The organism is Burkholderia sp. 3C (assembly GCF_054589155.1).
In genome coordinates, this window is sequence record NZ_BAAILN010000024.1 from 1 (window position 1) to 24,625 (window position 24,625).

Consider the following 24,625-nt stretch of genomic DNA (forward strand, 5'->3'; position numbering starts at 1 on the left):
GCGCCGCCGTGTTGCTGCCACGGCGGCGCAACGGCGCGGCGGAACCGCGCTCAGGAGCCTTGCTTCTCGAAACGGCGCAGCAGTTCGTTGCCGCGCGCCACGGCTTCGTCGAGCGCGGCTTGCGGCGTCTTCTTCTGCGCCCAGACCTGCTCCAGCTCCTCGTCGACGACGGTGCGGATCTGCGGCATGTTGCCCAGTCGCAGCCCCTTCGTGAACGGCAGCGGCGGCTTGTTCAGCATCTGCTTGGTGGCCGTGTCGGCACCCGGGTTCTTCGCGTAGAAGCCCTGCTCGCGCGTCAGGTCGTAGGCGGCCGTGGTGACGGGCAGGTAACCGGTGTCCTGGTGCCACTTCGCGGCCACCGGCGCCGAGCTCAGGTAGGCCAGGAACTTGGCGACGCCCTTGTAGGTGTTCGCATCCTTGCCGTTCAGCACCCACAGGCTCGCGCCGCCGATGATCGCGTTCTGCGGCGCGCCCTTCACGCCGGCGTCGTACGGCATCATGCCGGTGCCGAAATCGAACTTCGCGTACTTGCGGATGGTGGCCAGCGCGCCCGACGAGGTCGTCATGATCGCGCAGTCGCCGCTGTAGAACTTGGCGGTGGCTTCGTCCTTGCGGCCGGCGTAGCTGAACGTGCCTTCCTTGGCCATGTCCTGCAGGAACGCGATGTGGGCGACCTGCTGCGGCTTGTTGAATTCGAGCACGGCGTCGGTGCCGTCGAAGCCGTTGTTGCGCGTCGCGAACGGCAGGCCGTGCCACGCGCTGTAGTTCTCGAGCTGAATCCAGCCCTGCCAGCCGGTGGTGTAGCCGCAGGTCGAGCCGGCCTTGCGCAGCTTCTCGGCGTCGGTCTTCACCTCGGCCCAGGTTTTCGGCGGCTGGTTCGGATCGAGCCCGGCCTTCTTGAACAGATCCTTGTTGTAGTACAGCACCGGCGTCGAGCTGTTGAACGGCATCGAGACGAGGTGGCCCGTTTTCGCGTCGCTGTAGTAGCTGGCCACGGTCGGCACGAAGGACTTTTCGTCGAGCGGCACGCCGGCCTGGCGGAACACGTCGGACACCGGCAACACCGCCTTCTTGGCCTGGATCATGGTGGCCGTGCCGACTTCGTACACCTGGAGAATCGCCGGCGCGTTGCCGCTGCGATAGGCCGAGATGCCGGCGGCCAACGCCTGGTCGTAGGTGCCCTTGAACACCGGCACGATCTTGTAGTCGCTCTGCGATGCGTTGAACTGCTCGGCGATCGCATTGACCTTGTCGCCCAGCGCGGCTTCCATCGCGTGCCAGAACTGGATTTCGGTCGCGGCGAACGCGCTGCCCTGCATGCCGAACCAGATCATCCCGCCCGCAGCCAGCGAACGAACCAGGGTGTTGACTCTCATCGACGCATCTCCATGTTGTGCGGCCTGGCTCCCATGGCCGGCCGCTTGTGTTTGCCCGTGGCGGGCGGCAGCGCAGTCTAGTTCTCGTCCATGACAAACAGGCGTTGATATTCCTTCAGCGCGAAGCGGTCCGTCATGCCGGCGATGTAGTGCGCGATGAGCCGCGGCTGGGCCGCCGGCTCGGCGCTCTGGTAGGCCGGCGGCAGCAGGCGCGGGTCGCCGGTGAAGGCGTCGTACAGCCCCGTCACGACGCGCTGCGCCTTGTTCGCCATGCGCATCACCTTGTAGTGGCGATAGAGGTTGTGGAACAGGAAGCGCTTGAGCTCGGCGGCCTCCTCGGCGATCACCGGGCTGTGCGCCACCAGTTGCGGGCAGCGCCGCACGTCGTCGAGCGAGGCCGGCGCGTATTCGGCGAGGTTGCGCGTGGTGGCGTCGATCAAATCGACGATCAGCGTATTGATGATGCGGCGCACCGTTTCGTGCACCAGCCGGCGGCCTTCGAGCGACGGGAAATCGCCGAGCGCCGCGTCGTAGTGACGGCGCCAGAGCGCGATGCCGGCCAGTTGCGCAATCGTGATCAGGCCCGAGCGCAGGCCGTCGTCCACATCGTGGTTGTTGTAGGCGATCTCGTCGGCGATGTTGGCGATCTGGGCTTCCAGCGACGGCCGGCCGCCTTCGAGGAAGCGCTCGCCGAGTTCGCCGAGCTTGCGCGCATTCTCGCGCGAGCAGTGCTTGAGGATGCCCTCGCGCGTCTCGAAGCAGAGGTTCAGGCCATCGAACGCGCCGTAGTGCTCTTCCAGCTCGTCGACCACCGCGAGGCTCTGCAGGTTGTGCTCGAAGCCGCCGTGTTCGCGCATGCACGCGTTCAGCGCATCCTGCCCGGCATGGCCGAACGGCGTGTGGCCGAGATCGTGGGCCAGCGAGATCGCCTCGACCAGATCCTCGTTCAGGCGCAGGTTGCGCGCCACCGAGCGCGCGATCTGCGCGACTTCGAGGCTGTGCGTGAGGCGGGTGCGGAACAGGTCGCCTTCGTGATTCACGAAGACCTGGGTTTTGTATTCGAGGCGGCGGAATGCCGTCGAATGGACGATGCGGTCGCGGTCGCGCTGGAATTCGGTGCGCGCGGCGGGCGGCGTTTCGTGGTGCCGGCGGCCTCGCGTGCTGATCGAATGGGCCGCGTAGGGCGCGAGGTGCGCTTCGAGCGCGGCGACGGTCGGCGCGGCGACAGGCCCGCCGGTTCGGCCGGGCCGCGCCTGCGACGCGTCGGTGGGGTGTGGCAACTCGCGGGGTGTTTCGCTCACTGTCTCCTCCACTGCTGGGGCGCCGGACGATCCGGCGCCACGTTACCGGATTGCGGCGGCGAGCGTGGCCTGGACCAGGTCGTCGGGCGCCGAGGTGATCAAGGCGGCGCCGAGCCGCTCGAGCACGATGAATTTGATCGCGCCGGCTTCGGCCTTCTTGTCGACCTGCATCATTTCGACATAGCGGGCCGCGCCGAGATCGGGCGCGCGCACCGGCAGGTGCGCGGCGGCGATCACGCGGTTCAGGCGCTGGCGCGACGCGTCGTCGAGACGGCCGAGCCGCACCGACAGATCGGCCGCCATCACCATGCCGCAACCGACCGCCTCGCCGTGCAGCCATTCGCCGTAGCCGAGGCCGGCCTCGATCGCATGGCCGAACGTGTGGCCGAAATTGAGGATCGCGCGCAGCCCGCCCTCGCGTTCGTCGGCGGCCACCACGCCGGCCTTGATCTCGCACGAGCGCTTGACGGCTTCGGTCAGCGCGGCCGGCTCGCGGCGGTTCAGCGCCTCGATGTCGGCCTCGATCCAGTCGAAGAACGCCGGGTCGGCGATCGCGCCGGTCTTGATGACCTCGGCGATGCCGGCCGCCAGCTCGCGCTCGGGCAGCGTGCGCAGCGCGCCGATATCGGCGATCACCGCTTGCGGCTGGTAGAACGCGCCGATCATGTTCTTGCCGAGCGGGTGGTTGATGCCGGTCTTGCCGCCGACCGACGAATCGACCTGCGACAGCAGCGTGGTGGGCACCTGGATGAACGGCACGCCGCGCATGTAGCAGGCAGCCGCGAAACCGGTCATGTCGCCCACCACGCCGCCGCCGAGCGCGATCAGCGTGGTCTTGCGGTCGGCGCGCGAGCCGAGCAGCCCGTCGAAGATCAGGTTCAGCGTTTCCCAGTGCTTGTAGGCTTCGCCATCGGGCAGCACCACCGTCTCGACCTGCTTGCCGAGCGGCGCGAGCGCGGCGCGCAGCGCATCGCCGTAGAGCGGATCGACCGTGGTGTTGGTGACGATGGTGACGGAAGCGCCCTTGATATGCGGCGCGAACAGTTCGGTACGGCCGATCAGGCCATCGCCGATATGAATCGGGTAGGCGCGATCGCCCAGGTCGACATTGACGGTAATCATGCTTGTAGCGGCTTGGCGACGATGCCGGCCAGTTCGAGCTGCATCAGCACCATGTTGACGAGACCATTGACGGACGGACGGCCGGTTTCGATCACGAAATGCGCGCATTCGCGATAGAGCGGATCGCGCACTTCGTAAAGCGCTTCGAGCCGGGCCTTGGGATCTTCCGTCTGCAACAGCGGGCGGTTCTTGTCCTTGCGGGTACGCAGCCAGAGATCGTGCGGATTGGCGCGCAGATAGATGACGATGCCGCGTGAATTCAGTGCGTTGCGATTTTCGGGGCGGATCACGGCACCGCCGCCGGTAGCCAGCACCACATTACTGCGCTGGCTCAACTCGGCAATCATCTTTTCCTCGCGATCGCGAAAGCCTGCCTCGCCTTCGAGTTCGAAGATGACCGGGATGCGCGAGCCGGTGCTGGCCTCGATTTCGTGATCGGAATCGAAGAACGGCCGGTCGAGACGGCGCGCGACCGCACGACCCACGGTGGTTTTACCCGCCCCCATGAGTCCGACGAAAAATACGCTTGCGTGTGGGTCCCGCGCTTGCAACGGCTTCCTCTGCTTCAATCTTGCTGGTGTGTGGCGCAGCTTACTGGCAAATCGCCGGCCTTGTCGAGCGTGGCCGGCCGGCACTCGGCCGGCGGCTGCGGCGCCGTGCGGGCCGGCCCGCCGGCCCCGGCCGGCTCGCCGACCACGCGCGGCGTGATGTAGACGACCAGCTCGCTCGACTTCTCGCGCCGCGCCTTGTGGCGGAACAACGCCCCCAAAACCGGTATTTTGCCCAAGACCGGCACCCGAGTCACATCGTCCCACTCGTTTCGCTCGTAAATTCCACCGATCGAGACCGTCCCCCCATTTTCGACCTCGACGCGCGTGCGCACGTGTTTGGTGTGAATCGCCGGCCCTGCGTCGGTTTCCTCGCCCACGCTGTCCTTGGCGATATCGAGGTCGAGCACCACCTGCCCGTCGGGCGTGATCTGCGGCTCGACTTCGAGCTTGAGCGTGGCGCGGCGGAACTGCACGCCCGACACGCCGCGCCCGACCTTGGCCTGATACGGCAGCTCGGTGCCCTGCTCGACCAGCGCCGGCGCGCGATCGGCCGTGACCACGCTCGGCCGCGACAGGATCTGGCCCCGCCCTTCCGATTCGAGTGCACTCAACTCGATATCGAGCAAGCGCGTGGCGCCGGCGACGAACAGCGTGAGGCCCGCCGTGGCGGCCTCGAAACCGGACAGCGGACGCGCGGACAGATCGGCGAGCCGCCCTGCCGGGCCGCCGACCAGGCCGGTGGCAAGCGGATTGCCGCCACCCGCCGCGTTGGACGGGCCGCCCGGGCCGTCGCCGCTTGCCGCGCCGCCTTTGCCCTCCTTGCCGATGTTGCGTGTGCGCAAGGCCAGCCGAGCGCCCAGTTCACGCGAGAACCCGCGCTCGCCCTCCACGATCCGCGCCTCGATCAGAACCTGGCGGGCCGGCCGGTCGAGCTGCGCGACCAGCTCGGCGATCTGCGCGAGACGGCCGGCGAGATCGGTGACGAACAACAGGTTGGTGCGCGGATCGGCCAGCACCGAGCCGCGCCGGGACAGCACACGCTGCCCCGCGCCGCCCGCCAGCAGACGCGCGACGTCGTTGGCGCGCGGGTAGCGCAGCACGAAGGTGCGGCTCGCCAGCGGCTCCAGGTCGGCTGCACGCGCATGCGCCTCGAAACGTTCCCGCTCGCGCGCGACCAGCTCGGCGACCGGCGCGACCCAGATCACCTCGCCACGCGTGGCCATCGCCAGGCCGTTCGCGTCGAGCAGCGCATCGAACGCGTCGCGCCAGCGCACGTCGTGGATGCGCAGCGTGACGCTGCCCTGCACCCGGCCGCTCAGGACCACGCTCTTGCCGGTGAAGCGCGCGAACGCATCGAAGGCCGCCGCGAGCGGGGCTTGCCGCAGGTCGAGGGAGATCCGGCGGCCGTCGGCAGCCGCGCCCGGTTTCGACGGCAGGCTGGACAGGCGCACGGGGGGCGGCAAGGGCGTGGGGGGACCTTCCAGCGCGGGCTGGGGCGCGATGGCGGCCGGTGCTTCCGGGGGTTTCTCTGCCTCACCGCCGGCAGCGGATTGCGAGGCATCGGCAGAGGGTGGGAACGGCGTCCCACTACCGACTGCCAGCGCGCTCGTTCCGGCGATCCGGCCGGCATCGCCATCGCCATCGAAGAACCCCGGCGCGTCACCGCCCGCAACCGGGGCCGATCCCGCCATGCCCGTGCCCAGCCGGGCCGCGATGGGCATGACGAGCGGCAGCGGCGGCGGCAACCTGGCCGCTGCGGGCAACGCCCCGTCGCACATCAGGGCGAGCGCCATCGCCAGCCTCGCGATATCTCGACGAGCGCCGTTCATGATTGCCCTTCCCCGGCCAGCATGACGCGATGCTCGCGGCCGTCGCCCGAGCCGAACCACACCCCGCCGCCATCGATACGTGCGATGCGTTCGCCTCCGATACGCTCACCGGGCGCGGCGCACCAAGGCCCGCTCTCGGCATCGAATACGGCCAACGCGTGCCGCGCGTTCCCGACGATCCCGGCCAGCCGTGGCGACGGCGCCGCTTCGCGGCCACCGAAATCGGCATCGGCGGGCAAACCGACCGTCAGGACGTCGAACGGATCGGGCAACATCAGCGCGCCTTGGCCCCGCGCCGCCGCCCCCGGCGACACCGCCAACCGCGCCGAAAACGTCGCACCCGCCGCCTGCCGTTCGATGTCGAGCCGGACCGGCGCGACGTTCAACGGCAACGCCGCCAACGCGCGGACCCAGCCAGCGATCGCACCAATGCGGCCATCGCCGGCAATGTCGTAGCGCGGCTCGGCCTCGTTTCCCGCATCTTGCACACCACCGGGGGCCGGCGCGAGATGCCGGATGTGCAGGCCCTGCTCATGCGCGGCGAGCGCGAGCTGCCATAGCGGATCCTGCGAGTCGGGCGAACCGGCTCCATCGCTCGATTCGCGAACCTTGGCGAGACGCGGGCCGGCTGCCGCGTCCGGTTCGACGTCGGCCGCATGAGGGTGGCGCTCGATCCGTTGCTCGACGTCGGCCCGCTTCACGCGTGCCGCATCGCGCATGGCCCGCGCCTGCGTCACGCCGCTCCAGTCACGCTCGTTCGACATGACGCTCAACATCAGAAACGCCGCCACGGCAGCCGCCACGAGTATGGCAAGCCGGCGCAAACCTGCATGACGCCCATCGCTTGTCCCATTGCCGATCCGCGTGTTCATCCTCGCCCTCCCGATTCATGCGCGCCGCCGATTTGCGCGGTCTGCCGCTGCGCGGCCGGCTCCGGCCAACGAATGCGCACCGCGAAGCGCAATGCCGCCGCGCCCTTCGGCGCACCGGCCGCAAGCGGCGCGTCGGCGGCGGCCTTCACGCCCGACATCTCGATCCGCCACTCGGGCCGCCGCTCGCGCAAGCGTTCGAGCCACCGTCGCGCCGCGGCCGGATCGTGCGCCCGCACCTCGAGTTCGGCCCGATCGCCGGCGTGACGCAACGCCAGCAGCATCACCGTGCGGTAGTCGAGTGCGCGCAACACGTCGAGCAGCGCGACGAGCCGGGCGAGTGGCCTGGCGCGTTCGACAGCGGCCCGCTCGCGAGTAAGCCGCGCCTCGCGCGCATGCGCTGCCGTCTCCGCCAAGCGCACGCGCGGCGCCCACGCGGCAAGCTGTGTTTCGATCGCCGCGCGCTGCCCGTCGAGCCGCACGCGCTCGGCCGCCTGCACGGCGCAAACCAACGCGGCACAGACAAAACCGAACCCGACCGCCCCGGCAAACTCCGCCACCCCTCGCCGCCGCGCCAGCCTCGCGTCGCGCTGCCGATAAGGCAGCAGATTGAAGCCGCCGAGCCACGCACGCCGCTGCGCCGCATCGCGCGCCAGCGCCTGCGCAGGCAACCCCCGCCGCGCGCTCATTCGCACACCCCGCGCAGGCCCAAGCCGAACGCCACCGCGAACCGGCCGCCCGCGCGGCCTTGCTGCACCTCGGGGCGCTCGCCGCCGCCGGCCGCGCAATAGGTGGCGCAATCGAACGGCAGCACGAGGCAGCCCAGCAGATCGGCGATCTCCGCGAACACGGGCGGCGACGCGCCGTTGCTCGCGCTCGATTCTCCCGCCGCACCCACATAGGCGTAATGCAGCTCGCCCCGGCTCGCCAGGTCGCGCAACAGGTCGGACAGATCGGCGTATTCGGGCGACGGCATGCGCAGATGCGCGGTGACGGCCAGCCCCTCGACGCGCCAGGCATCCACGCTGCCCTCGCCGATCCAGAGCGCCGCATAGGCCTGCGTCGGGGCGATTTCTCCATAGGCGATCTGCCGGATCGCGCGCAGCGCCGCATAGGGCTCGCCGTCGATGCCGGTCAGCAGGAAGCCCGCGGCCGCCACCGCTTCGAGCCGCAATTCGACCCGCGCGCGCTCGGCCGAGGCCACCAGCAAACGGCCCGGATAGAGGATGTCGTTGACGCACCAGTCGATCGCCAGCGCCTCGCGCGACAGCCCGGTCACGCGCTCGGCCTCGGCATGCACGGCCGGCTCCACCGGCCCCTGCGCGGCAATGCGCGGATCGAGCGCGGACATCGTCACCTCGCGCGACGGCAACGCCATCACGGCCGACATCCCGCGCACCGGCAAGCGCCCCGCCATGCGCTCGACGATCGCGCCGAGCGCCTGCGTCACGCACGACCAGTCGCCCCCCGCCAGATCGCACGGCTGCGCATAGTGCTGCGCGTCCAGCGCTTCGATCGTCGGCGTATTGCCGCGCCGGCTCACGAATGCCACGCGCACCGCGTCGTGTCCCACGTCGATCCCGGCGGCAACGCGCCGCCCGGCCATCCATCGTCGATATCTCGCCATCGGTCCTCCCCAGCGCCGCGCGGCAGGGGCGCGGCTCGACGACCATTCTCGCGAGCGGCCCGCACCGCCGACAGTCGGCCGGATGGCCAGCAAAGCGGCGAAATTTCCCGTCGTCTTATCCGTTCGGACAGGCACCATGAACGTGCATACCGGGCGTTTATAATCGCGTGTCCGTTTTTCGGTATGCCTATGCAACCCACGAATCCCTCGACGCCGCCGCAGGCGAGCGAACCGACCTGGCCCCGGGCTGGCGAGACGCCGTCGGCCGGCGAGCCGCCGCAGCCGCCGCCTCCGCCCCCCCCGGCGGCGGAACCACCGCCGCCGCCGCCACCGCCACCGCCCCGCAAGCGGCCGTGGTGGCTGAAGCTGCTGCTCGCCCTGGTGGGGCTGTGCGTGGCGGCCGTGGTATGCGCGGGCCTCGTGCTCGGCTATGCGCTCGTGGTCGCGTGGCCCAACATGCCGTCGCTCGAGGCGCTGACCGACTACCGGCCCAAGGTGCCGCTGCGCATCTACACGTCCGATCACGTGCTGATCGGCGAATTCGGCGAGGAGCGCCGCGACATCGTCCATATCCAGGACGTGCCCGATTCGCTGAAGAAGGCGATCCTCGCCATCGAGGACGCGCGCTTCTACGAACACGGCGGCGTCGATCTGACCGGCATCGCGCGTGCCGGCGTGGTGGCGCTGACCAACGGCCACGCCACGCAGGGCGCCAGCACGATCACGATGCAGGTCGCGCGCAACTTCTTCCTGTCGAGCGAGAAAACCTACACGCGCAAGATCTACGAAATGCTGCTCGCGTACCGCATCGAGCGTGCGCTGACGAAGGATCAGATTCTCGAGGTGTACATGAATCAGATCTATCTCGGCCAGCGCGCGTACGGCTTCGCGAGCGCCGCGCGCGTGTATTTCGGCAAGGACCTGAAGGATCTGACGCTGGCCGAGGCCGCGATGCTGGCCGGGCTGCCGAAGGCGCCGTCGGCCTACAACCCGGTGGTCAATCCGAAACGCGCGAAGGTGCGCCAGCAGTACATCCTGCAACGCATGCTGGAGCTGAACTTCATCACGCGCGATCAGTACGACGAAGCGGTTGCGCAGCCGCTGGTGGTCAAGAGCGCGACGCGCGAATACAGCGTGCACGCCGAATACATCGCGGAAATGGTCCGGCAGATGATGTATGCGCAGTACAAGGATGAAACCTACACGCGCGGGTTCAACGTGGTCACCACGGTCGATTCGGCCGACCAGACGCTCGCCTATCAGGCGCTGCGCCGCGGCCTGATGGACTACGAGCGCCGTCACGGCTATCGCGGCCCGGAAGCGTTCATCGAATTGCCGGCCGATGCCTCGCAGCGCGAGCAGGCGATCGACGACGCGCTGCTCGACCATCCCGACAACGGCGAACTGATCGCCGCCGTCGTCACCGGCGTCGATCCGAAGCAGATCCAGGTCAGTTTCATGGACGGCAGCAGCGCCACCGTCGGCGGCACCAACCTGCGCTTCGCCTCGGCCGCGCTGGCCGCCAACGCCCAGCCGAACCGCAAGATCCGGCCCGGCGCGATCGTGCGCGTGGTCAAGACCGACAGCGGCGACTGGGCGATCACGCAATTGCCGCAGGTCGAAGGCGCGTTCATCTCGATCGTGCCGCAGAACGGCGCGATCCGTTCGCTGGTGGGCGGCTTCGATTTCAACAAGAACAAGTTCAACCATGTCACGCAGGCGTGGCGGCAACCCGGTTCGAGCTTCAAGCCGTTCATCTATTCGGCCTCGCTCGACAAGGGCCTGGCACCGTCGACCATCATCAACGACGGCCCGCTCTACTTCAGCGCCGCCGAAACGGGCGGCCAGCCGTGGGAGCCGAAGAATTACGGCGGCGGCTTCGACGGCCCCGAGCCGATGCGCACGGCGCTGATGCGCTCGCGCAACCTGGTGTCGATCCGCATCCTGAACTTCATCGGCACCAAGTACGGGCAGCAATACATCACGCGCTTCGGCTTCGACGCCGATCGTCACCCGGCCTATCTGCCGATGGCGCTCGGCGCCGGCCTCGTCACGCCGCTGCAGATGGCGGGCGCGTACTCGGTGTTCGCCAACGGCGGCTATCGCGTCAATCCGTACCTGATCGCCGAGATCACCGACGCGAACGGCAGCGTGGTGGCACGCGCGCAGCCGCTGGTGGCCGAGCAGAACGCGCCGCGGGCGATCGACGCGCGCAACGCCTATGTGATGAACAGCCTGCTGCAAAGCGTGGCGCAGCACGGCACCGGCGCGAAAACCAACGTGCTCAAGCGCACCGATCTCGGCGGCAAGACCGGCACCACCAACGATTCGCGCGATGCGTGGTTCGCGGGCTTCCAGCACACGCTGGCCGCGATTGCCTGGATCGGCTACGACAGCCCGCGCAGCCTCGGCGATCGCGAAACCGGCGGCGGCCTCTCGCTGCCGGTGTGGATCGACTACATGGGGCCGTCGCTGAAAAACGTGCCCGAGTACACGATGCCGAAGCCGGACGACGTCACCGTGATCGGCGGCGAACTGTTCTTCAGCGATTTCACGCCGGGCCACGGCTTCGTGCCGACCGTCGGCGTCGCGCAGGCGGCCGCGCCGACCGATGCCTCGATCCCGCACGTCGATTCGCAGGAGCGGCAGGACATCATGAACCTGTTCGAGGGCGGCAACTGACGCGGCTCGCGTTCATGCCCAGCAACGCAAAAGAGCGACCCACGGGTCGCTCTTTTGCTTGATGCCGCCCGATTTCCGAACCGGGCAGCGTGATCGACGCTCAGGCGCTGAACGGCACCGGCTCGCCGGCCTGTTCGCTCGCGTAGCGCGTCAGCGCCTCGAAGAACTCGTCGCCCGAGCGCGTGTCGCGCCAGGCGCCGTCGACGAAGCGGTAATGGAAACCGCCCGATTTCGCGGCGATCCACACCTCCTTCATCGGCGGCTGCAGGTTGATGATGATCTTCGTGCCGTTCTCGAAACTCAGCGTGATGACGCTGCCGTTGCGGCCCAGATCGATGTCGAGATCGCCTTCGTTGGCGGTGTCCACGCAGCGCTCGACGGCCGCCAGAACAGCCTCGGCGCGGGTCAGGTATTCAGTATCGCTCATGCTAAACTCTGTCGATTCAATTGTTTAGGGACGATCATGCGTGTCGTTTTCCAGATGAGCGCGATTGTAGCGGCTTTGGCGCTGGCCGGCTGCGGTCAACGCGGCGCGCTCTATCTGCCCGTCGTGCCGCCGTTGCCCCCGAAGCCCGTCCTCGAGACGCAACCCGGCCTGCAACCCGACGCATCCGATACGGCCCCGAGCGCCGCGTCCGATGCCGCCGGCACCTCGGGCACGTCCCTGCAGCTTTCGCCCGCGCTCTCCGCGCCGGCCCCGGCGTCCGCCGCCAATCCCACTCGATGATTCCGGATGACTCACCCCGCATTTGATTACGCCAACGGCACGCTGCACGCCGAAAGCATCCCCGTCGACAAGCTCGCCGAACACTTCGATACCCCGCTCTATGTCTATTCGCGCGCCGCGCTGACGGCCGCCTATCAGGCCTACGCGAAAGCCTGCGAGGGCCGCCGCGCGGCGGTCCACGTCGCCGTGAAATCGAACAGCAACCTCGGCGTGCTGAACGTGTTCGCGCGGCTCGGCGCGGGCTTCGACATCGTGTCGGGCGGCGAACTGGCGCGCGTGCTGGCGGCAGGCGGCAAGGCGGAAAACGTGGTGTTCTCGGGCGTGGGCAAGAACGCCGACGAAATGCGCATCGCGCTGGAAGCCGGCGTCAAGTGCTTCAACGTCGAATCGATTCCCGAGCTCGACCGCCTCAACGAAGTGGCCGGCTCGCTCGGCAAGCGCGCGCCGGTTTCGCTGCGCGTGAACCCCGATGTCGATCCGAAAACGCATCCGTACATCTCGACGGGCCTGAAGGCCAACAAGTTCGGCGTCGCATTCGCCGACGCGCGCGAAACGTACCGCACGGCGGCCCGGTTGCCGAACCTCTCGGTGGTCGGCATCGATTGCCACATCGGCTCGCAGATCACCGAACTGAGCCCGTATCTCGACGCGCTCGACAAGGTGCTCGATCTCGTCGAACAGATCGAGGCCGACGGCACGGCGATCCATCACATCGATATCGGCGGCGGCCTCGGCATCACCTATTCGGACGAAACGCCGCCCGAGATCGGCGTGTTCGTCGCGGCGCTGTTCGAGAAGCTCGACGCGCGCGGCCACGGCCAGCGCGAAGTGTATTTCGAGCCGGGCCGCTCGCTGACGGGCAACGCCGGCATCCTGCTCACGCGCGTCGAATTCCTGAAGCCGGGCGAGGAGAAGAACTTCGCGATCGTCGACGCCGCGATGAACGATCTCGCGCGCCCGGCGATGTACGAGGCGTACCACGCGATCGTGCCCGTCAAGGAAACCAGCGCTCACCCGAGCGCCGTGTACGACGTGGTCGGCCCCGTCTGCGAAAGCGGCGACTGGCTCGGCCGCGAGCGCACGCTGGCGATCGCGCCCGGCGATCTGCTGGCGATCCGCTCGGCCGGCGCCTACGGCTTCGTCATGAGCTCGAACTACAACACGCGCCCGCGCGCGGCCGAGGTGATGGTCGACGGCGTGAACGCGTACCTCGTGCGCCCGCGCGAGACGATGGAAGACCTGTTCGGCAGCGAAGCGATCCTGCCCGACGCGGAATAAGCCTGCCGGGCCTTGCCCGGCATCCGCTCCGCCCTATGAAAAAAGCGACGCAGGCCCTCCGGCTTGCGTCGCTTTTTCATGCCCGCCGGTGCGATCGATCGGTCGCGCCAACCTCCTTGCATTCCGGCTTCAGGGTGCCTCGCGGCGCGGCCCGAGCAGCGCGGTGGCCACGCGCCAACCGAGCAGCACCAGCACGATCGCGCCATAGAGCTTCGGCAGCGCGAGATCGTGCTTGCCGACCCGTATCCACCAGAAATGCAGGATCGCGAGCAACGCGATCGCGTAGATCAGCCGGTGCAGCCGCTGCCAATGCCGGCCGAGCCGGCGCACCATCGCGCGCGGTGAGGTCAGCGCAAGCGGAATCAGCAGCACGAACGCCGCGAAGCCGACCGTGATGAACGGCCGCTTGACCACGTCGCGCAGGATCGCCGCCAGGTCGAACCACTTGTCGAACCAGAAGTAGGTCGTGAAGTGCAGCGCGGCGTAGAAGAACGCGAACAGGCCGATCATGCGCCGCAGGCGCAGCAGCGCGTTCAGCCCGGCGATGCGCCGCAGCGGCGTGACCGCCAGCGTCACGCAGAGGATCACGAGCGTCCAGAGCCCGGTCGAGCGCGTGACGAATTCCACCGGGTTCGCACCGAGCCCGCCCGTGAAGCCGAGCACCACGAGCCGCCCGAGCGGAAACAGCCCGGCGAGGAACACCAGCGGCTTGGCGATGCGCACCCAGCGCGGCCCGGCGGGCGGCGCCACCCGGCGGCTCGCGCCGCGCGGCTGCACCGTTCCCGCGCCGCCGGCCGGCGTCTGCAGATTGTCGTCCACGCCGCGCCGCCTAGAAGTTCTTGCGCAGATCCATGCCGCGATACATCGACGCGACCAGATCGCCGTAGCCGTTGAACATCAGCGTCTTGCGCTTCGGCGTGAAGAAGCCGTCCTCGCCGATGCGCCGCTCGGTCGCCTGGCTCCAGCGCGGATGATCGACCTCGGGGTTCACGTTCGAATAGAAACCGTATTCGGTGGGCGCGTAGGTGTTCCAGCTCGTCTTCGGCTGCTGTTCGACGAAGCGGATCTTGACGATCGACTTGGCGCTCTTGAAGCCGTATTTCCAGGGCACCACGAGCCGCACCGGCGCACCGTTCTGGTTCGGGAGCACCTGGCCGTAGACGCCCATCGTCAGCAGCGCGAGCGGGTTCATCGCCTCGTCGAGCCGCAGCCCTTCCGAATAGGGCCAGTCGAGAACCGGCGCCGACAGCCCCGGCATCTGCGACGGGTCGGCCAGCGTGACGAACTGCACGTATTTCGCGCTCGGGCTCGGCTGCACGCGCCGGATCAGCTCGGCCAGCGGAATGCCTATCCACGGAATCACCATCGACCAGCCCTCGACGCAGCGGTGCCGATAGACGCGCTCTTCGAGCGGCGCGAGCTTCAACAGCGCGTCGATGTCGTAGACCTTCGGCGTCTTCACCGCGCCCTCGACGCTGACGCGCCACGGCCGCGGCCGCAGCGAGCCGGCGTTCTGCGCGGGATCGCCCTTGTCGGTGCCGAATTCGTAGAAGTTGTTGTAGGTGGTGACGTCCTGGTACGGCGTGACCTTGTCGGGCACCACGAACTTCGCGTTGGTGGTGGCCGCGAGCGGATGCGCCGACGAGTTCGGCGAGCGATAGGCCGCGAACGCCGCGCCGGGCAAGCCGCCAAGGCCGCCCGCCAGCGCCGCGCCGGCGCCGGCCGCGCGCAACAGGCCGCGGCGCGCCGCGAACACCGACGACGGCGTGATCTCGCCGCGCGGAATGTCGTCGCCGGCAAGCAACTGCCGACGCGTGGTTCTGATCAACATGGGCATCTCCGCGCCGGCCTTCCCGCCAGCGATCAAGCAGTGAACCGACAAATTCCGCCGTGCCGGGCAGCCCGGCGGGCGGTGCAACAAAAAACCGCCGCTCGCGAACGACGCGGCGGCGGTTTTCGAATCCGTTTCAGGCAGCCTTCGGCACCCTGGCCTACAGCTTGCCGTAGCTGTGCAGCCCCGATAGGAACATGTTCACGCCGAGGAATGCGAACGTGGTGACGAGCAGGCCCGTCAGCGCCCACCAGGCCGCCACGCTGCCGCGCAAGCCCTTCATGAGCCGCATGTGCAGCCAGGCCGCGTAGTTCAGCCAGACGATCAGCGCCCAGGTTTCCTTCGGGTCCCAGCTCCAGTAGCCGCCCCACGCTTCGGCCGCCCACAACGCGCCGAGGATCGTCGCGATCGTGAAGAACGCGAAGCCCACCGCGATCGACTTGTACATCACGTCGTCGAGCACTTCGAGGGGAGGCAAGCGATCGGCCAGCACGCCGCGCGACTTCAGCAGATAGGCCACGCTGACCATCGCCGACAACGCGAAGCTGCCGTAGCCGATGAAGTTGGCCGGCACGTGGATCTTCATCCACCAGCTTTGCAGCGCGGGCACCAGCGGCTGGATCTGCTGCGCGTCGCGCGCGATCGAATACCACATCAGGAAGCCGACGGCCGCGCTGATCACCAGCAGCACGAACGCGCCGAGCGCACGCGTGCCGTAATGTCCTTCGTAGTACAGATAGAGCAGCGCCGTGATCAGGCTGAACAGCACGAACACTTCATAGAGGTTCGACACCGGGATATGGCCGACATCCGCACCGATCAGGTAGGACTCGTACCAGCGCACCATCAGGCCCGTGAAGCCCATCAGCACGGCGGCCCAGGTCATCTTCTGGCCGATCGCCGCGCCCGTGGGCGAGCGGCTCAGCAGGCCGATCCAGTAGAACACCGTGGCGAACACGAACAGCGCGCTCATCCAGAGGATCGCCGACTGGCTCGACAGGAAATACTTGAGGAAGAACGCGGAATCGGCGCGAGAGAGATCGCCGTGATAGATCTGCAGCGACAGCAGCGACGTGCAGGCGATCAGCGCCATCAGCAGCCGCGCCGGCTTCCAGCGCCAGCCCAGCCCGATCAGCGCGACGGTCGCGCCCGTCATCACGACCTGATCGTAGTAATCCATGTGCGCCTGGTAGTGCACCAGGGCAAAACCGGCGCCGGCAACCATCGCCAGCGCGAACAGCCAGTCGACCAGCGACAGGCGGCGCCAGAACGGGCGATCGTCGAACAGCGGCAGGGCCGACGCATCGGCGCGGCCGCGCGGCGAGGGAGACGAAGAAGCCTGGATGAGAGCCATGACGTTACCGTGGGGAGTCGGGGAGCTCGGCGTCGCGCGCGGCCGGAGCCGCGGTTTGCGGCTCGGCGCCCAGCACCGCGCCCGCCGCATCGCGCGTCTGCGCGAATTCCCTCTCGAAATCGAAGGTCCTGCGGGCCGTGGACATCGCCATCACGACAGCCACTCCCGCCTGCGTATCCTTGAGCCAGAACCAGAGCCGGCGTTCGCGCACGTAGAACATCGAAAAGATGCCGAACACCAGCAGCAGGCTGCCAAGATACACCAGATTTTTACCAGGCGCGCGTGTCAACTGGAATACCGAAGCCTGCACCTGCTTATATGAATCCAGCCGCAAATACACCGGCGCGCCGTACAGAAAGCTGTCCGACAGCGCGTTGATGGCGTTCTGCACGAAACGCGCCGTGTCGGCCGATTGCGCGACCGGTTGCAGCCCCGCGTGCTCGCGCGCGACCGCCCAGACCTGCCACATCGCACCTTCCAGCATGCGCAGCAGCAAACCGGCGGCCTTCTCCTGCTCGGCCTTCGGCACCGATTGATCGATGAAGCCGGCCACCGCCTGGAAGCCGCCCATCGGCGCGCCGTCCGGCTGATGGCCCGCGCTCGCGTCGGCGCCGGCGAACAGGGTCAGGACACGCAGCGCGCTGTCGTCGAGCCGCGTGCGCAGGCCCGCGTCGGCGCTCGGCAGGGACGCCTGCGCGAAGCGCGCGGCGGCTTCGGTGCGCACCGCCGGATCTTCCAGCGCCGCGCGAATTCGCATCCATTCGGCGATCGAATCGTCGGCATCGGCCGGAATCCGCAGATAGCGGAACGGATCGTTCGGGCTCACGCGCATGCCGGCCAGGAACATCCGGTCGCCGCCGACCTCGACCGGCAGCATGTAGTTGTTGAATTCGCGCGCCTGGCCGTCCTTGCCGCGCACCTTGTACTGGATCGACGGGCCGACGTTGTGCAGGTTCACCGGGTTCGACGTCTTCGCGCCCGAGCCGAGCCGCTCGTCGAACGCCTCCTTGAGCGAATGGGACGCGCCTACGCCGCGCACGTCGGTCTTGCCGTTCGCGTCGGTGATGTTCTCGACGTTGATCGCGCGGAAATCGGCGAATTCGATCGTATCGCCGTCGTGGCCGGCCAGCGGCGCGGCGTTGCCGATCACGCCGTTCACCGGGAAGGTCTTGTCGCTGCCGCCCGTCATCGGGAACGCCGTCATCTGCATCTGCGAGCCGCCGTCCTGGAAGCTCGACTGATAGATCGACACGCCCTTGTAGGTGAACGGCTTGTTGACCTCGACGCGCGCCGGGATCCGCTTGCCGGTGGCGCGGTCGATCACGACGATATCGCTCGCGAACAGCTTCGGCATGCCGGTCGAGTAGTAATCGACGATGAACTTGTCGAGCTGGATCGAGAACGGCAGATCCTGGATCAGCGAGCCGCTCGGCTGGTTCAGGATCGCGGTGGACACGTATTGCCCCTCGGGCACCCAGGCATAGCCGCGGAACGTGGGGTTCGACGCCGACAACCGGTGTTCCGGCCCGATCTCGCTGATCGCGGCGCTGGTGTTGACGGGCGACTTGCCGAACAGCCACATCTGGAAGTGGATCGGCAGGTTGCTGTCGAGCAGGCCGCCGATGCAGATCACGACGATCGCGAGGTGGGCCGAAATGTAGCCGTACTTGGTCAGCGCACCGCGCTTGGCCGCGATCAGCGTCGCGCCATCCGATTCGCGCACCACCTGCCTGTAGCCGGCCTTGGCGACGAACGCCGACAGCGCCGCGGCCACCCCCGCACGATCGCCCTCGACGGTGTACTCGGCCTTGTGATGGAACGCGCGCAGGCTGCCTTCGCGCACCTTGTCCTTCCAGTTGCGGGCGTCGGCCAGCATCTTCGGGCCGTTGCGGATCACGCACAGCGACAGCGACACCACCAGGAACAGCAAGATCAGCATGAACCACCAGGCGCTGTAGACCGTGTACAGGCCGATCGAGCGGAAGATGTCGGCCCAGAACGGGCCGAACTGATTCACGTAGTTCGGATAGGGATCGTCCTGCGTGAGGACGGTGCCGATGATGCTCGCGATCGCCAATACGACGAGCAGCGCGATCGCGAAGCGCATCGAACTGATCAGCTCGATCGCGGTGTTCAGCGCGCCGCGGCGCGTTTTCGTCTCGATTCCCGACGTGGTGACGCTCATTCACACTCCGACTGACAACAAAAAAGGGCAAGGCGCACACCTGCCGGCAAGCGCCCCACCCTTTCTTTCGTTCTTGTACCCGTCACCCGCGATGACAGGCGGACCATCCGTTGCCCGTCGCGCTCAGTGCAGGCCGGCCACGTAATCGGCCACCGCCTTCACTTCGCTGTCCGACAGGCGCGATGCGATCTGATGCATCGGCTCGTTGTTGTTGCGTGCGCCCTGCTGGAAGGCCGTGAGTTGCGCGACCGTGTAATCGGCCCACTGCCCCGACAGGCGCGGATACTGCGCCGGGATGCCCTGCCCGGTCGGGCCATGACAACTGGCACACGCCGGCACGCCCTTCTCGGCGATCCCGCCACGGTAGATCTTCTGGCCCCGCGCGACCGTGGCCGCGTCGCGCGCGACACCCGGTTTTGCCGTTTGCGAACCGTAATAGGCGGCCACGTTACGCGCATCCGCCTCGCTCAACGCGCCGGCAAACCCGGCCATCACCGCACTGCTGCGCGCCGGTGCTTTCGCACCCGGCTGCGTCTTGAAATCGTGCAGTTGCTTGAGCAGATATTCGGGATGCTGGCCGGCCAGCTTGGGAAACGCCGCCGTTGCGCTGTTGCCGTCCGCGCCATGACACGACGCGCAGACCGCCGTGGCGATCGCCTTGCCGCGCTCGAGATCCGGCTTGGCCGGTTCCGCTGCGTACGCCTGTGTCGCGAAACCCGTGAACCCTGCCGCAACCTGAAGCGTGATCAGAGACTTGCACAGTCGATTCATTCGCACACCCTGTTTCGTCTTGTGGGAATTTGAGTTTTGCAAACGACGGTAGCCAGTCTACAGCAGAAAACCTCTGCAACCCGCCCGCAGGGCTTCGCGGAAACCGCCGTATTGTACAATATGGTGTTTAAAGCCCCGTTCCGGCTATCAGGGTTATTGCGCGGATTTCCGTGTATCCAACCGAGCGGATCATTGCGGGGCATCCCGCCTTCACGCGCGCTCCAGCGCGCCCTCGCCCCCTCCGCTCCCATGGCCTTCCTGCTCCATCAAGCCCGTTTCTATACGACCGTCAATCATCTGCGCGATTTGCCGCCCACGGTGATCCCGGAAATCGCGTTTGCCGGCCGGTCCAACGCGGGCAAATCGACGGCAATCAACATCCTGTGCAATCAGAAACGGCTTGCCTTCGCGTCGAAAACGCCCGGCCGCACCCAGCACATCAACTATTTCTCGGTCGGCCCCGAAGCCGAACCGATCGCCAATCTGGTCGACCTGCCCGGCTACGGCTACGCGGAAGTACCCAACGCGGCCAAGGCGCATTGGGAAGCACTGCTGTCGGCCTATCTGAAGACCCGGTCCCAATTGCGCGGCATGATCCTGATGATGGATTCGCGCCGGCCGCTGACCGATCTGGACCGCCGCATGATCGAGTGGTTCGCGCCGACCGGCAAGCCGATCCACACGCTGCTGACGAAATGCGACAAATTGACTCGCCAGGAAAGCATCCTCGCGCTGCGCGGCACGCAGAATGAACTGAAGGCCTATCGCGAAGCCGGCTATGCAGGCGAGCTGACCTGCCAGTTGTTTTCGGCGCTCAAGCGCGTGGGGATCGACGACGCGCACACGCAGATCGAAGGCTGGCTGCGTCCGTCGGTCGCCGGCGAAAATGACGCAGCTGTAGCAGAATGACCGCTCCGCGCCGTAGAGGCGCGGCCCCGAACGGAGGCTTGCCGTCGGTTAGCGCATAAAAAAACCCGCCGTGAAACGGCGGGTCAAACAGCCTAATCAAACTACGACAGGCACCCGCTCAGGGAGGAGAAGCGGGGAGTGCCGCGCTTACGCGTAACTCGATCGCTATCATATACCATTGTCTCGAAATTTCACCGAAGGCTGCCGTAAGCCAACCTTCAGACTGATTCCAGCGATTCCGTCATGAGCCTCCATCCCTTGCATCGCCCGCGCAGAATGCGCCGCGACGATTTCTCGCGTCGCCTGATGCGTGAAAACATCCTCACCACCAACGATCTGATCCTGCCCGTCTTCGTCGTCGAAGGCACCAACGTGCGCCAGGCGGTGCCGTCGATGCCCGGCGTCGAGCGCGTCTCGGTCGATCTGCTGATGGGCGTGGCCGAACAATGCGTTGCGCTCGGCGTGCCCGTGCTGTCCCTGTTTCCGGCCATCGAGCCGTCGCTGAAGACGCCCGACGGTCGCGAGGCGACCAACCCGGCCGGCCTGATCCCGCGCGCCGTGCGCGAGCTGAAAAAGCATTTCCCGGACCTCGGCGTGCTGACCGATGTGGCACTCGATCCGTACACGAGCCATGGCCAGGACGGCGTGCTCGACGCCAACGGCTACGTGATCAACGACGACACGATCGAGATCCTGGTCGAGCAGGCGCTCGCGCAGGCCGAAGCCGGCGTCGACATCGTCGCGCCGTCGGACATGATGGACGGCCGGATCGGCTCGATCCGCGAAGCGCTCGAAAGCGACGGCCATATCCACACGCGCATCATGGCCTACTCGGCCAAGTTCGCGTCGGCGTTCTACGGCCCGTTCCGCGATGCGGTCGGCTCGGCCTCGAACCTCGGCAAGAGCAACAAGATGACGTACCAGATGGATCCGTCGAATTCCGACGAGGCGCTGCGTGAAGTCCGGCTCGACATCGAGGAAGGCGCGGACATGGTGATGGTGAAGCCGGGCATGCCCTACCTCGATATCGTGCGCCGCGTGAAGGACGAGTTCCGCTTCCCGACCTACGTCTATCAGGTCAGCGGCGAGTACGCGATGCTGAAGGCCGCCGCGCAGAACGGCTGGCTCGACCACGACAAGGTGGTGCTCGAATCGCTGCTCGCGTTCAAGCGCGCGGGCGCGGACGGCGTGCTGACCTATTTCGCGCTCGACGCGGCCCGGTTGCTGCGCGACCAGAAGTAAGCCGCGCGCGCCCGACGGCGCGCTGCGAAATGCAAAAACGGCGAAGCGTGTTCAGCGCTTCGCCGTTTTTTCATGCGGCGGCGATAAGGCTCGCCGCCCCTGCTCAAGCCGCGGGCGAGGTCGCCGGTGCACCGGCGCGATCGAGGCTGCGCAGGAAGCGGTCGGCCGCCTGATAGCCGACCACGCGGCCCAGTTCGTGCCCGTCGGCGCCGAACACGATGATGCCCGGTGGCCCGAACAGGCCGAAGCGCTTAAGCAGTGCCTGATCGTCGGCGTTATTGGCCGTGACGTCAGCGCGCACCAGATGCAGTTGCGCCAGACGCGCTTGCACGCGCGGATCGGTGAAGGTCAGGTGCTCCATCTCCTTGCACGACACGCACCAGTCGGCATAGAAATCGAGCATCACGGGGCGGCCGGCGGTCTTGACCACCTGATCCAGCTCCGCGCTGGAGCGCACCGGCGCGAACACCGGGCCTTCGTGCGCGGCCGCCACCGCCGCGCCGGGCGCAGCGGCTGCGCCGCCTCGCGAGGCAAACACCGACAGCGGACGCAACGGATCGGTCGAACCGGCGGCGAGGCCCACCAGCAGCACCGCGGCCCAGATCGCGAACGCCGCGCCCACGCCCCGGCCCAGACGGCGCCAGATCGAGGTGCCGCCCGCGGCCGGCGTGAACAAGCCGGTCGCGGCGGCGGCAATCAGCAGCCAGAGCGCGGCCAGGCCGATCTGCAGCGACGCGCCGAGCACCGGCCAGACGATCCAGAGCGCGGCTGCAAGCAGCACCACGCCGAAGAACACCTTCACGCCGTCCATCCAGGCACCCGCGCGCGGCAGCAGCGTGCCGGCGCCCAGGCCGATGATCAGCAACGGCACGCCGAGGCCGAGCCCCATCGCGAACAGCGCGGCGCCGCCCAGCAACGCGTTGCCGGTGTGTGCGATGAACGCCAGCACGGCGAACAGCGGCGCCGTCATGCAGGCACCGACCACCAGCGCCGACAGCGCGCCCATCGTCGCGACCGCCAGGAAGCGGCCGCCGGAACGGCGGCTCGACGCCTGCGCGGCGCCGTCCTGCCAGCGTTGCGGCAGCGAGATGTCGATGCCGCCGATCAGCGTCAACGCGAACACCGTCAGCAGCAGGCCGAACGCGCCGAGCATCCACGGGTTCTGCAGCCATGCGCCGAGGCTCTGCCCGACCAGCGCCGCAGCAATCCCGAGCACCGTATAGACCAGCGCCATCCCCACCACGTAGGTCAGCGACAGCAGGAAACTGCGCGTGCGCGTGGCCTGCGTGCCTTCGCCGATGATGATCGCCGAGAGGATCGGGATCATCGGATAGGAGCAGGGCAGGAGGCTCAACACCATGCCGGCGACGAAGAACAGCGCGAGGATCGTCACGAAACCATGGCCTTCGAGCAGCGATTGAGCGTAATCGGCGCTCGTCACGCGCTCGTACCAGCTACCGTCGGTTGCAGCGGCGGTGGGGGTAGCAGCAGCCGGAGCGGATATCGACGGGGCCGCCGGGGAGGCAGGCGCTGCGGAGGATTGCGGCGCCACCGATTGCGCGGCCGCCGCCGTCAGCGCCGCGCCATCGACGTGCACCACATGCTCGGCCGGCGGATAGCAGATCCCGCCGTCGGCGCAACCCTGGGACGTCACCGACAGGTCGAACGGCCCGGACGCCTTCGTCACCGGCAGATGCACGACCAGGTCGCCGCGATAGGTTTCGACGTTCTTGGCGAACGTCTCGTCGTACTTCACATGTCCGGCCGGCATCTGCGCGTCGCCGAGCGTCGCATTGCCGCTCTTCACCGCGAACACGAAGCGCTCGCGGTACATGTAGTAGCCGTCCGCGATCTTGAAGTGCAGATCGACCTGCCCCGGCGCTTCGCTCGAACTGAAGCGGAACGCGACCGAAGGATCGAGGAAATCGGCATCGGCGCGCGCGGCCGACGACAGGCCGAACAGCGCCGCAAACAGGGCAAAGGCGGCGAGCAGCAGGCGCCACCCGGTGGCCGTAAATTGACGATCAGACATGGAACAGGCGTTGAGTTTCGGCCGCCACCCAGGCGCCATAGGCGTCGGATGCGGTGGCCTGCCACGAGACGATTTCGGGCGTCTCGTAGGGATGATGGGACGCGATGAAGCGTTCGAGCTCGAGCGAGCGCTGGGCACTCGTCTTGAACAACAACTGGATCTCCTGCGCGGATTCGATCTTGCCCTGCCAGTGGTAACTCGAGCGGATCGTGCCGAGTTCCGACACGCAGGCCGCGAGCCGGCCGCCCAGCGCGCCATCGGCGAGCGAGCGGGCCGTGGCCTCATCGGGCACGGTCGTCATCATCAGAACGATCACCATCGACGTCTCCTGCGGCATTCGCAAAACGCCCTATCCTAACGCAGGCCCAGGCATTGCGCGCTCGGTGCGCTGCGCGGCTTACAAAGCGCCAGGCAACAAAAAAGCCAGGCATCGGCCTGGCTTTTTGGGACAACGGATAAAACTTATTCCGTTTCCTGGATGTTCTCTTCCGAGACTTCCGGACGGTCGAGCAATTCGACCAGTGCCATCGGCGCGTTATCGCCAACGCGGAAGCCGAACTTCAGGATACGCAGGTAGCCGCCCGGGCGGGTCGAGAAACGCGGGCCCAGCACTTCGAACAGCTTCGTGACCGAGTCACGATCGCGCAGGCGGTTGAACGCCAGACGACGGTTTGCCAGCGACGGCTTCTTGCCCAGCGTGATGAGGGGCTCGACAACCTTGCGCAGTTCCTTGGCCTTCGGCAGCGTGGTCTTGATGACTTCGTGCTCGATCAGCGAATTGGACATGTTACGGAGCATTGCCAGACGGTGGCTGCTCGTGCGGTTCAGTTTCCGCAAACCATGACGGTGACGCATTTTCAGTTTCCTTGATTCAAAGTTTTGATCCAGCTCTTCTATCGCGCCTCAAGGGCGCACGGGCCGGTAGAAAAAAGCAAGACG

At 67.4% G+C, this 24,625-nt stretch carries 22 protein-coding genes; 5 read left to right on the forward strand and 17 right to left on the reverse strand.

Annotated features, from left to right (window positions below; genetic code table 11):
• Nucleotides 1-50: 50 nt before the first annotated feature.
• From ugpB to ACYP33_RS03340, 8 genes are all read right to left on the reverse strand, one after another.
• Nucleotides 51-1,376 (reverse strand): sn-glycerol-3-phosphate ABC transporter substrate-binding protein UgpB, encoded by a 1,326-nt coding sequence (gene ugpB, locus ACYP33_RS03305; RefSeq protein WP_414443714.1) that lies wholly within the window; start codon nucleotides 1,374-1,376, stop codon nucleotides 51-53.
• A gap of 77 nt (nucleotides 1,377-1,453) precedes the next feature.
• Nucleotides 1,454-2,677 (reverse strand): deoxyguanosinetriphosphate triphosphohydrolase, encoded by a 1,224-nt coding sequence (locus ACYP33_RS03310; RefSeq protein WP_459619698.1) that lies wholly within the window; start codon nucleotides 2,675-2,677, stop codon nucleotides 1,454-1,456.
• 42 nt (nucleotides 2,678-2,719) lie between these two features.
• Nucleotides 2,720-3,799: a 3-dehydroquinate synthase gene (gene aroB / locus ACYP33_RS03315; protein ID WP_459619700.1), complete on the reverse strand. Its 1,080-nt coding sequence runs from the start codon at nucleotides 3,797-3,799 to the stop codon at nucleotides 2,720-2,722.
• Entirely contained in the window at nucleotides 3,796-4,350 is a 555-nt protein-coding gene (locus ACYP33_RS03320; protein ID WP_414445686.1) for a shikimate kinase, read from the reverse strand. The genes aroB and ACYP33_RS03320 overlap by 4 nt, the downstream gene beginning before the upstream one ends.
• Before the next feature lie 14 nt (nucleotides 4,351-4,364).
• A complete protein-coding gene (locus ACYP33_RS03325) occupies nucleotides 4,365-6,179 on the reverse strand; it encodes a type IV pilus secretin PilQ (RefSeq protein WP_459619702.1) in 1,815 nt (604 codons plus the stop codon).
• Entirely contained in the window at nucleotides 6,176-7,051 is an 876-nt protein-coding gene (locus ACYP33_RS03330) for a hypothetical protein (RefSeq protein WP_459619704.1), read from the reverse strand. Before ACYP33_RS03330 ends, ACYP33_RS03325 begins: the two co-directional genes overlap by 4 nt.
• The gene (locus tag ACYP33_RS03335; RefSeq protein ID WP_459619706.1) at nucleotides 7,048-7,737 is read right to left on the reverse strand and encodes a pilus assembly protein PilN; all 690 of its coding nucleotides are present in this window, start codon (nucleotides 7,735-7,737) and stop codon (nucleotides 7,048-7,050) included. Before ACYP33_RS03335 ends, ACYP33_RS03330 begins: the two co-directional genes overlap by 4 nt.
• Nucleotides 7,734-8,675 (reverse strand): type IV pilus biogenesis protein PilM, encoded by a 942-nt coding sequence (locus tag ACYP33_RS03340; RefSeq protein WP_459619708.1) that lies wholly within the window; start codon nucleotides 8,673-8,675, stop codon nucleotides 7,734-7,736. The genes ACYP33_RS03335 and ACYP33_RS03340 overlap by 4 nt, the downstream gene beginning before the upstream one ends.
• 183 nt (nucleotides 8,676-8,858) lie before the next feature.
• Here ACYP33_RS03340 and ACYP33_RS03345 point away from each other — a divergent pair, with 183 nt between their 5' ends.
• Nucleotides 8,859-11,357, forward strand: a complete 2,499-nt coding sequence (locus ACYP33_RS03345) for a penicillin-binding protein 1A (protein WP_459619710.1) — start codon at nucleotides 8,859-8,861, stop codon at nucleotides 11,355-11,357.
• Nucleotides 11,358-11,457: 100 nt separating this feature from the next.
• Here the strand turns inward: ACYP33_RS03345 and cyaY are convergent, their stop codons facing one another.
• On the reverse strand, nucleotides 11,458-11,784 hold the full coding sequence (gene cyaY, locus ACYP33_RS03350) for an iron donor protein CyaY (protein WP_414443706.1): 327 nt from the start codon (nucleotides 11,782-11,784) through the stop codon (nucleotides 11,458-11,460).
• A gap of 36 nt (nucleotides 11,785-11,820) precedes the next feature.
• Between cyaY and lptM the strand changes: the two genes are divergently transcribed.
• Nucleotides 11,821-12,084, forward strand: a complete 264-nt coding sequence (gene lptM / locus ACYP33_RS03355; protein WP_414450501.1) for an LPS translocon maturation chaperone LptM — start codon at nucleotides 11,821-11,823, stop codon at nucleotides 12,082-12,084.
• A 6-nt stretch (nucleotides 12,085-12,090) separates the two neighbouring features.
• The gene (gene lysA, locus ACYP33_RS03360; protein ID WP_414450502.1) at nucleotides 12,091-13,362 is read left to right on the forward strand and encodes a diaminopimelate decarboxylase; all 1,272 of its coding nucleotides are present in this window, start codon (nucleotides 12,091-12,093) and stop codon (nucleotides 13,360-13,362) included.
• Between the two features lie 129 nt (nucleotides 13,363-13,491).
• On the opposite strand, the gene msrQ is transcribed toward lysA, so the two are convergent.
• The 5 genes from msrQ to ACYP33_RS03385 form a co-directional block, all read right to left on the reverse strand.
• A complete protein-coding gene (gene msrQ, locus ACYP33_RS03365; RefSeq protein ID WP_459619713.1) occupies nucleotides 13,492-14,181 on the reverse strand; it encodes a protein-methionine-sulfoxide reductase heme-binding subunit MsrQ in 690 nt (229 codons plus the stop codon).
• Between the two features lie 10 nt (nucleotides 14,182-14,191).
• Nucleotides 14,192-15,193, reverse strand: a complete 1,002-nt coding sequence (gene msrP, locus ACYP33_RS03370; protein ID WP_459619716.1) for a protein-methionine-sulfoxide reductase catalytic subunit MsrP — start codon at nucleotides 15,191-15,193, stop codon at nucleotides 14,192-14,194.
• 160 nt (nucleotides 15,194-15,353) lie between these two features.
• Nucleotides 15,354-16,547 (reverse strand): c-type cytochrome biogenesis protein CcsB, encoded by a 1,194-nt coding sequence (gene ccsB / locus ACYP33_RS03375; RefSeq protein ID WP_459619718.1) that lies wholly within the window; start codon nucleotides 16,545-16,547, stop codon nucleotides 15,354-15,356.
• 4 nt (nucleotides 16,548-16,551) lie between these two features.
• The gene (locus ACYP33_RS03380; RefSeq protein WP_459619720.1) at nucleotides 16,552-18,732 is read right to left on the reverse strand and encodes a cytochrome c biogenesis protein ResB; all 2,181 of its coding nucleotides are present in this window, start codon (nucleotides 18,730-18,732) and stop codon (nucleotides 16,552-16,554) included.
• Between the two features lie 123 nt (nucleotides 18,733-18,855).
• A complete protein-coding gene (locus ACYP33_RS03385; RefSeq protein ID WP_459619722.1) occupies nucleotides 18,856-19,503 on the reverse strand; it encodes a c-type cytochrome in 648 nt (215 codons plus the stop codon).
• A gap of 249 nt (nucleotides 19,504-19,752) precedes the next feature.
• Here ACYP33_RS03385 and yihA point away from each other — a divergent pair, with 249 nt between their 5' ends.
• Both yihA and hemB read left to right on the forward strand, forming a co-directional pair.
• Nucleotides 19,753-20,412, forward strand: coding sequence for a ribosome biogenesis GTP-binding protein YihA/YsxC (gene yihA / locus ACYP33_RS03390; RefSeq protein WP_414450508.1), 660 nt, complete (start codon nucleotides 19,753-19,755; stop codon nucleotides 20,410-20,412).
• A gap of 243 nt (nucleotides 20,413-20,655) precedes the next feature.
• Nucleotides 20,656-21,654 carry a porphobilinogen synthase gene (hemB, locus tag ACYP33_RS03395; protein WP_414443699.1) on the forward strand — a complete coding sequence of 333 codons (999 nt, stop codon included), beginning with the start codon at nucleotides 20,656-20,658 and terminating at the stop codon, nucleotides 21,652-21,654.
• 103 nt (nucleotides 21,655-21,757) lie between these two features.
• Here hemB and dsbD read toward each other — a convergent pair whose 3' ends face one another.
• The 3 genes from dsbD to rplQ all read right to left on the reverse strand — a co-directional run bounded on the left by dsbD (nucleotide 21,758) and on the right by rplQ (nucleotide 24,541).
• Nucleotides 21,758-23,686, reverse strand: a complete 1,929-nt coding sequence (dsbD, locus tag ACYP33_RS03400; RefSeq protein WP_459619724.1) for a protein-disulfide reductase DsbD — start codon at nucleotides 23,684-23,686, stop codon at nucleotides 21,758-21,760.
• Nucleotides 23,679-24,005 carry a divalent-cation tolerance protein CutA gene (gene cutA, locus ACYP33_RS03405; RefSeq protein ID WP_459619726.1) on the reverse strand — a complete coding sequence of 109 codons (327 nt, stop codon included), beginning with the start codon at nucleotides 24,003-24,005 and terminating at the stop codon, nucleotides 23,679-23,681. Before cutA ends, dsbD begins: the two co-directional genes overlap by 8 nt.
• Nucleotides 24,006-24,148: 143 nt before the next feature.
• The gene (gene rplQ, locus ACYP33_RS03410; protein ID WP_414443696.1) at nucleotides 24,149-24,541 is read right to left on the reverse strand and encodes a 50S ribosomal protein L17; all 393 of its coding nucleotides are present in this window, start codon (nucleotides 24,539-24,541) and stop codon (nucleotides 24,149-24,151) included.
• Between the last annotated feature and the right edge of the window lie 84 nt (nucleotides 24,542-24,625).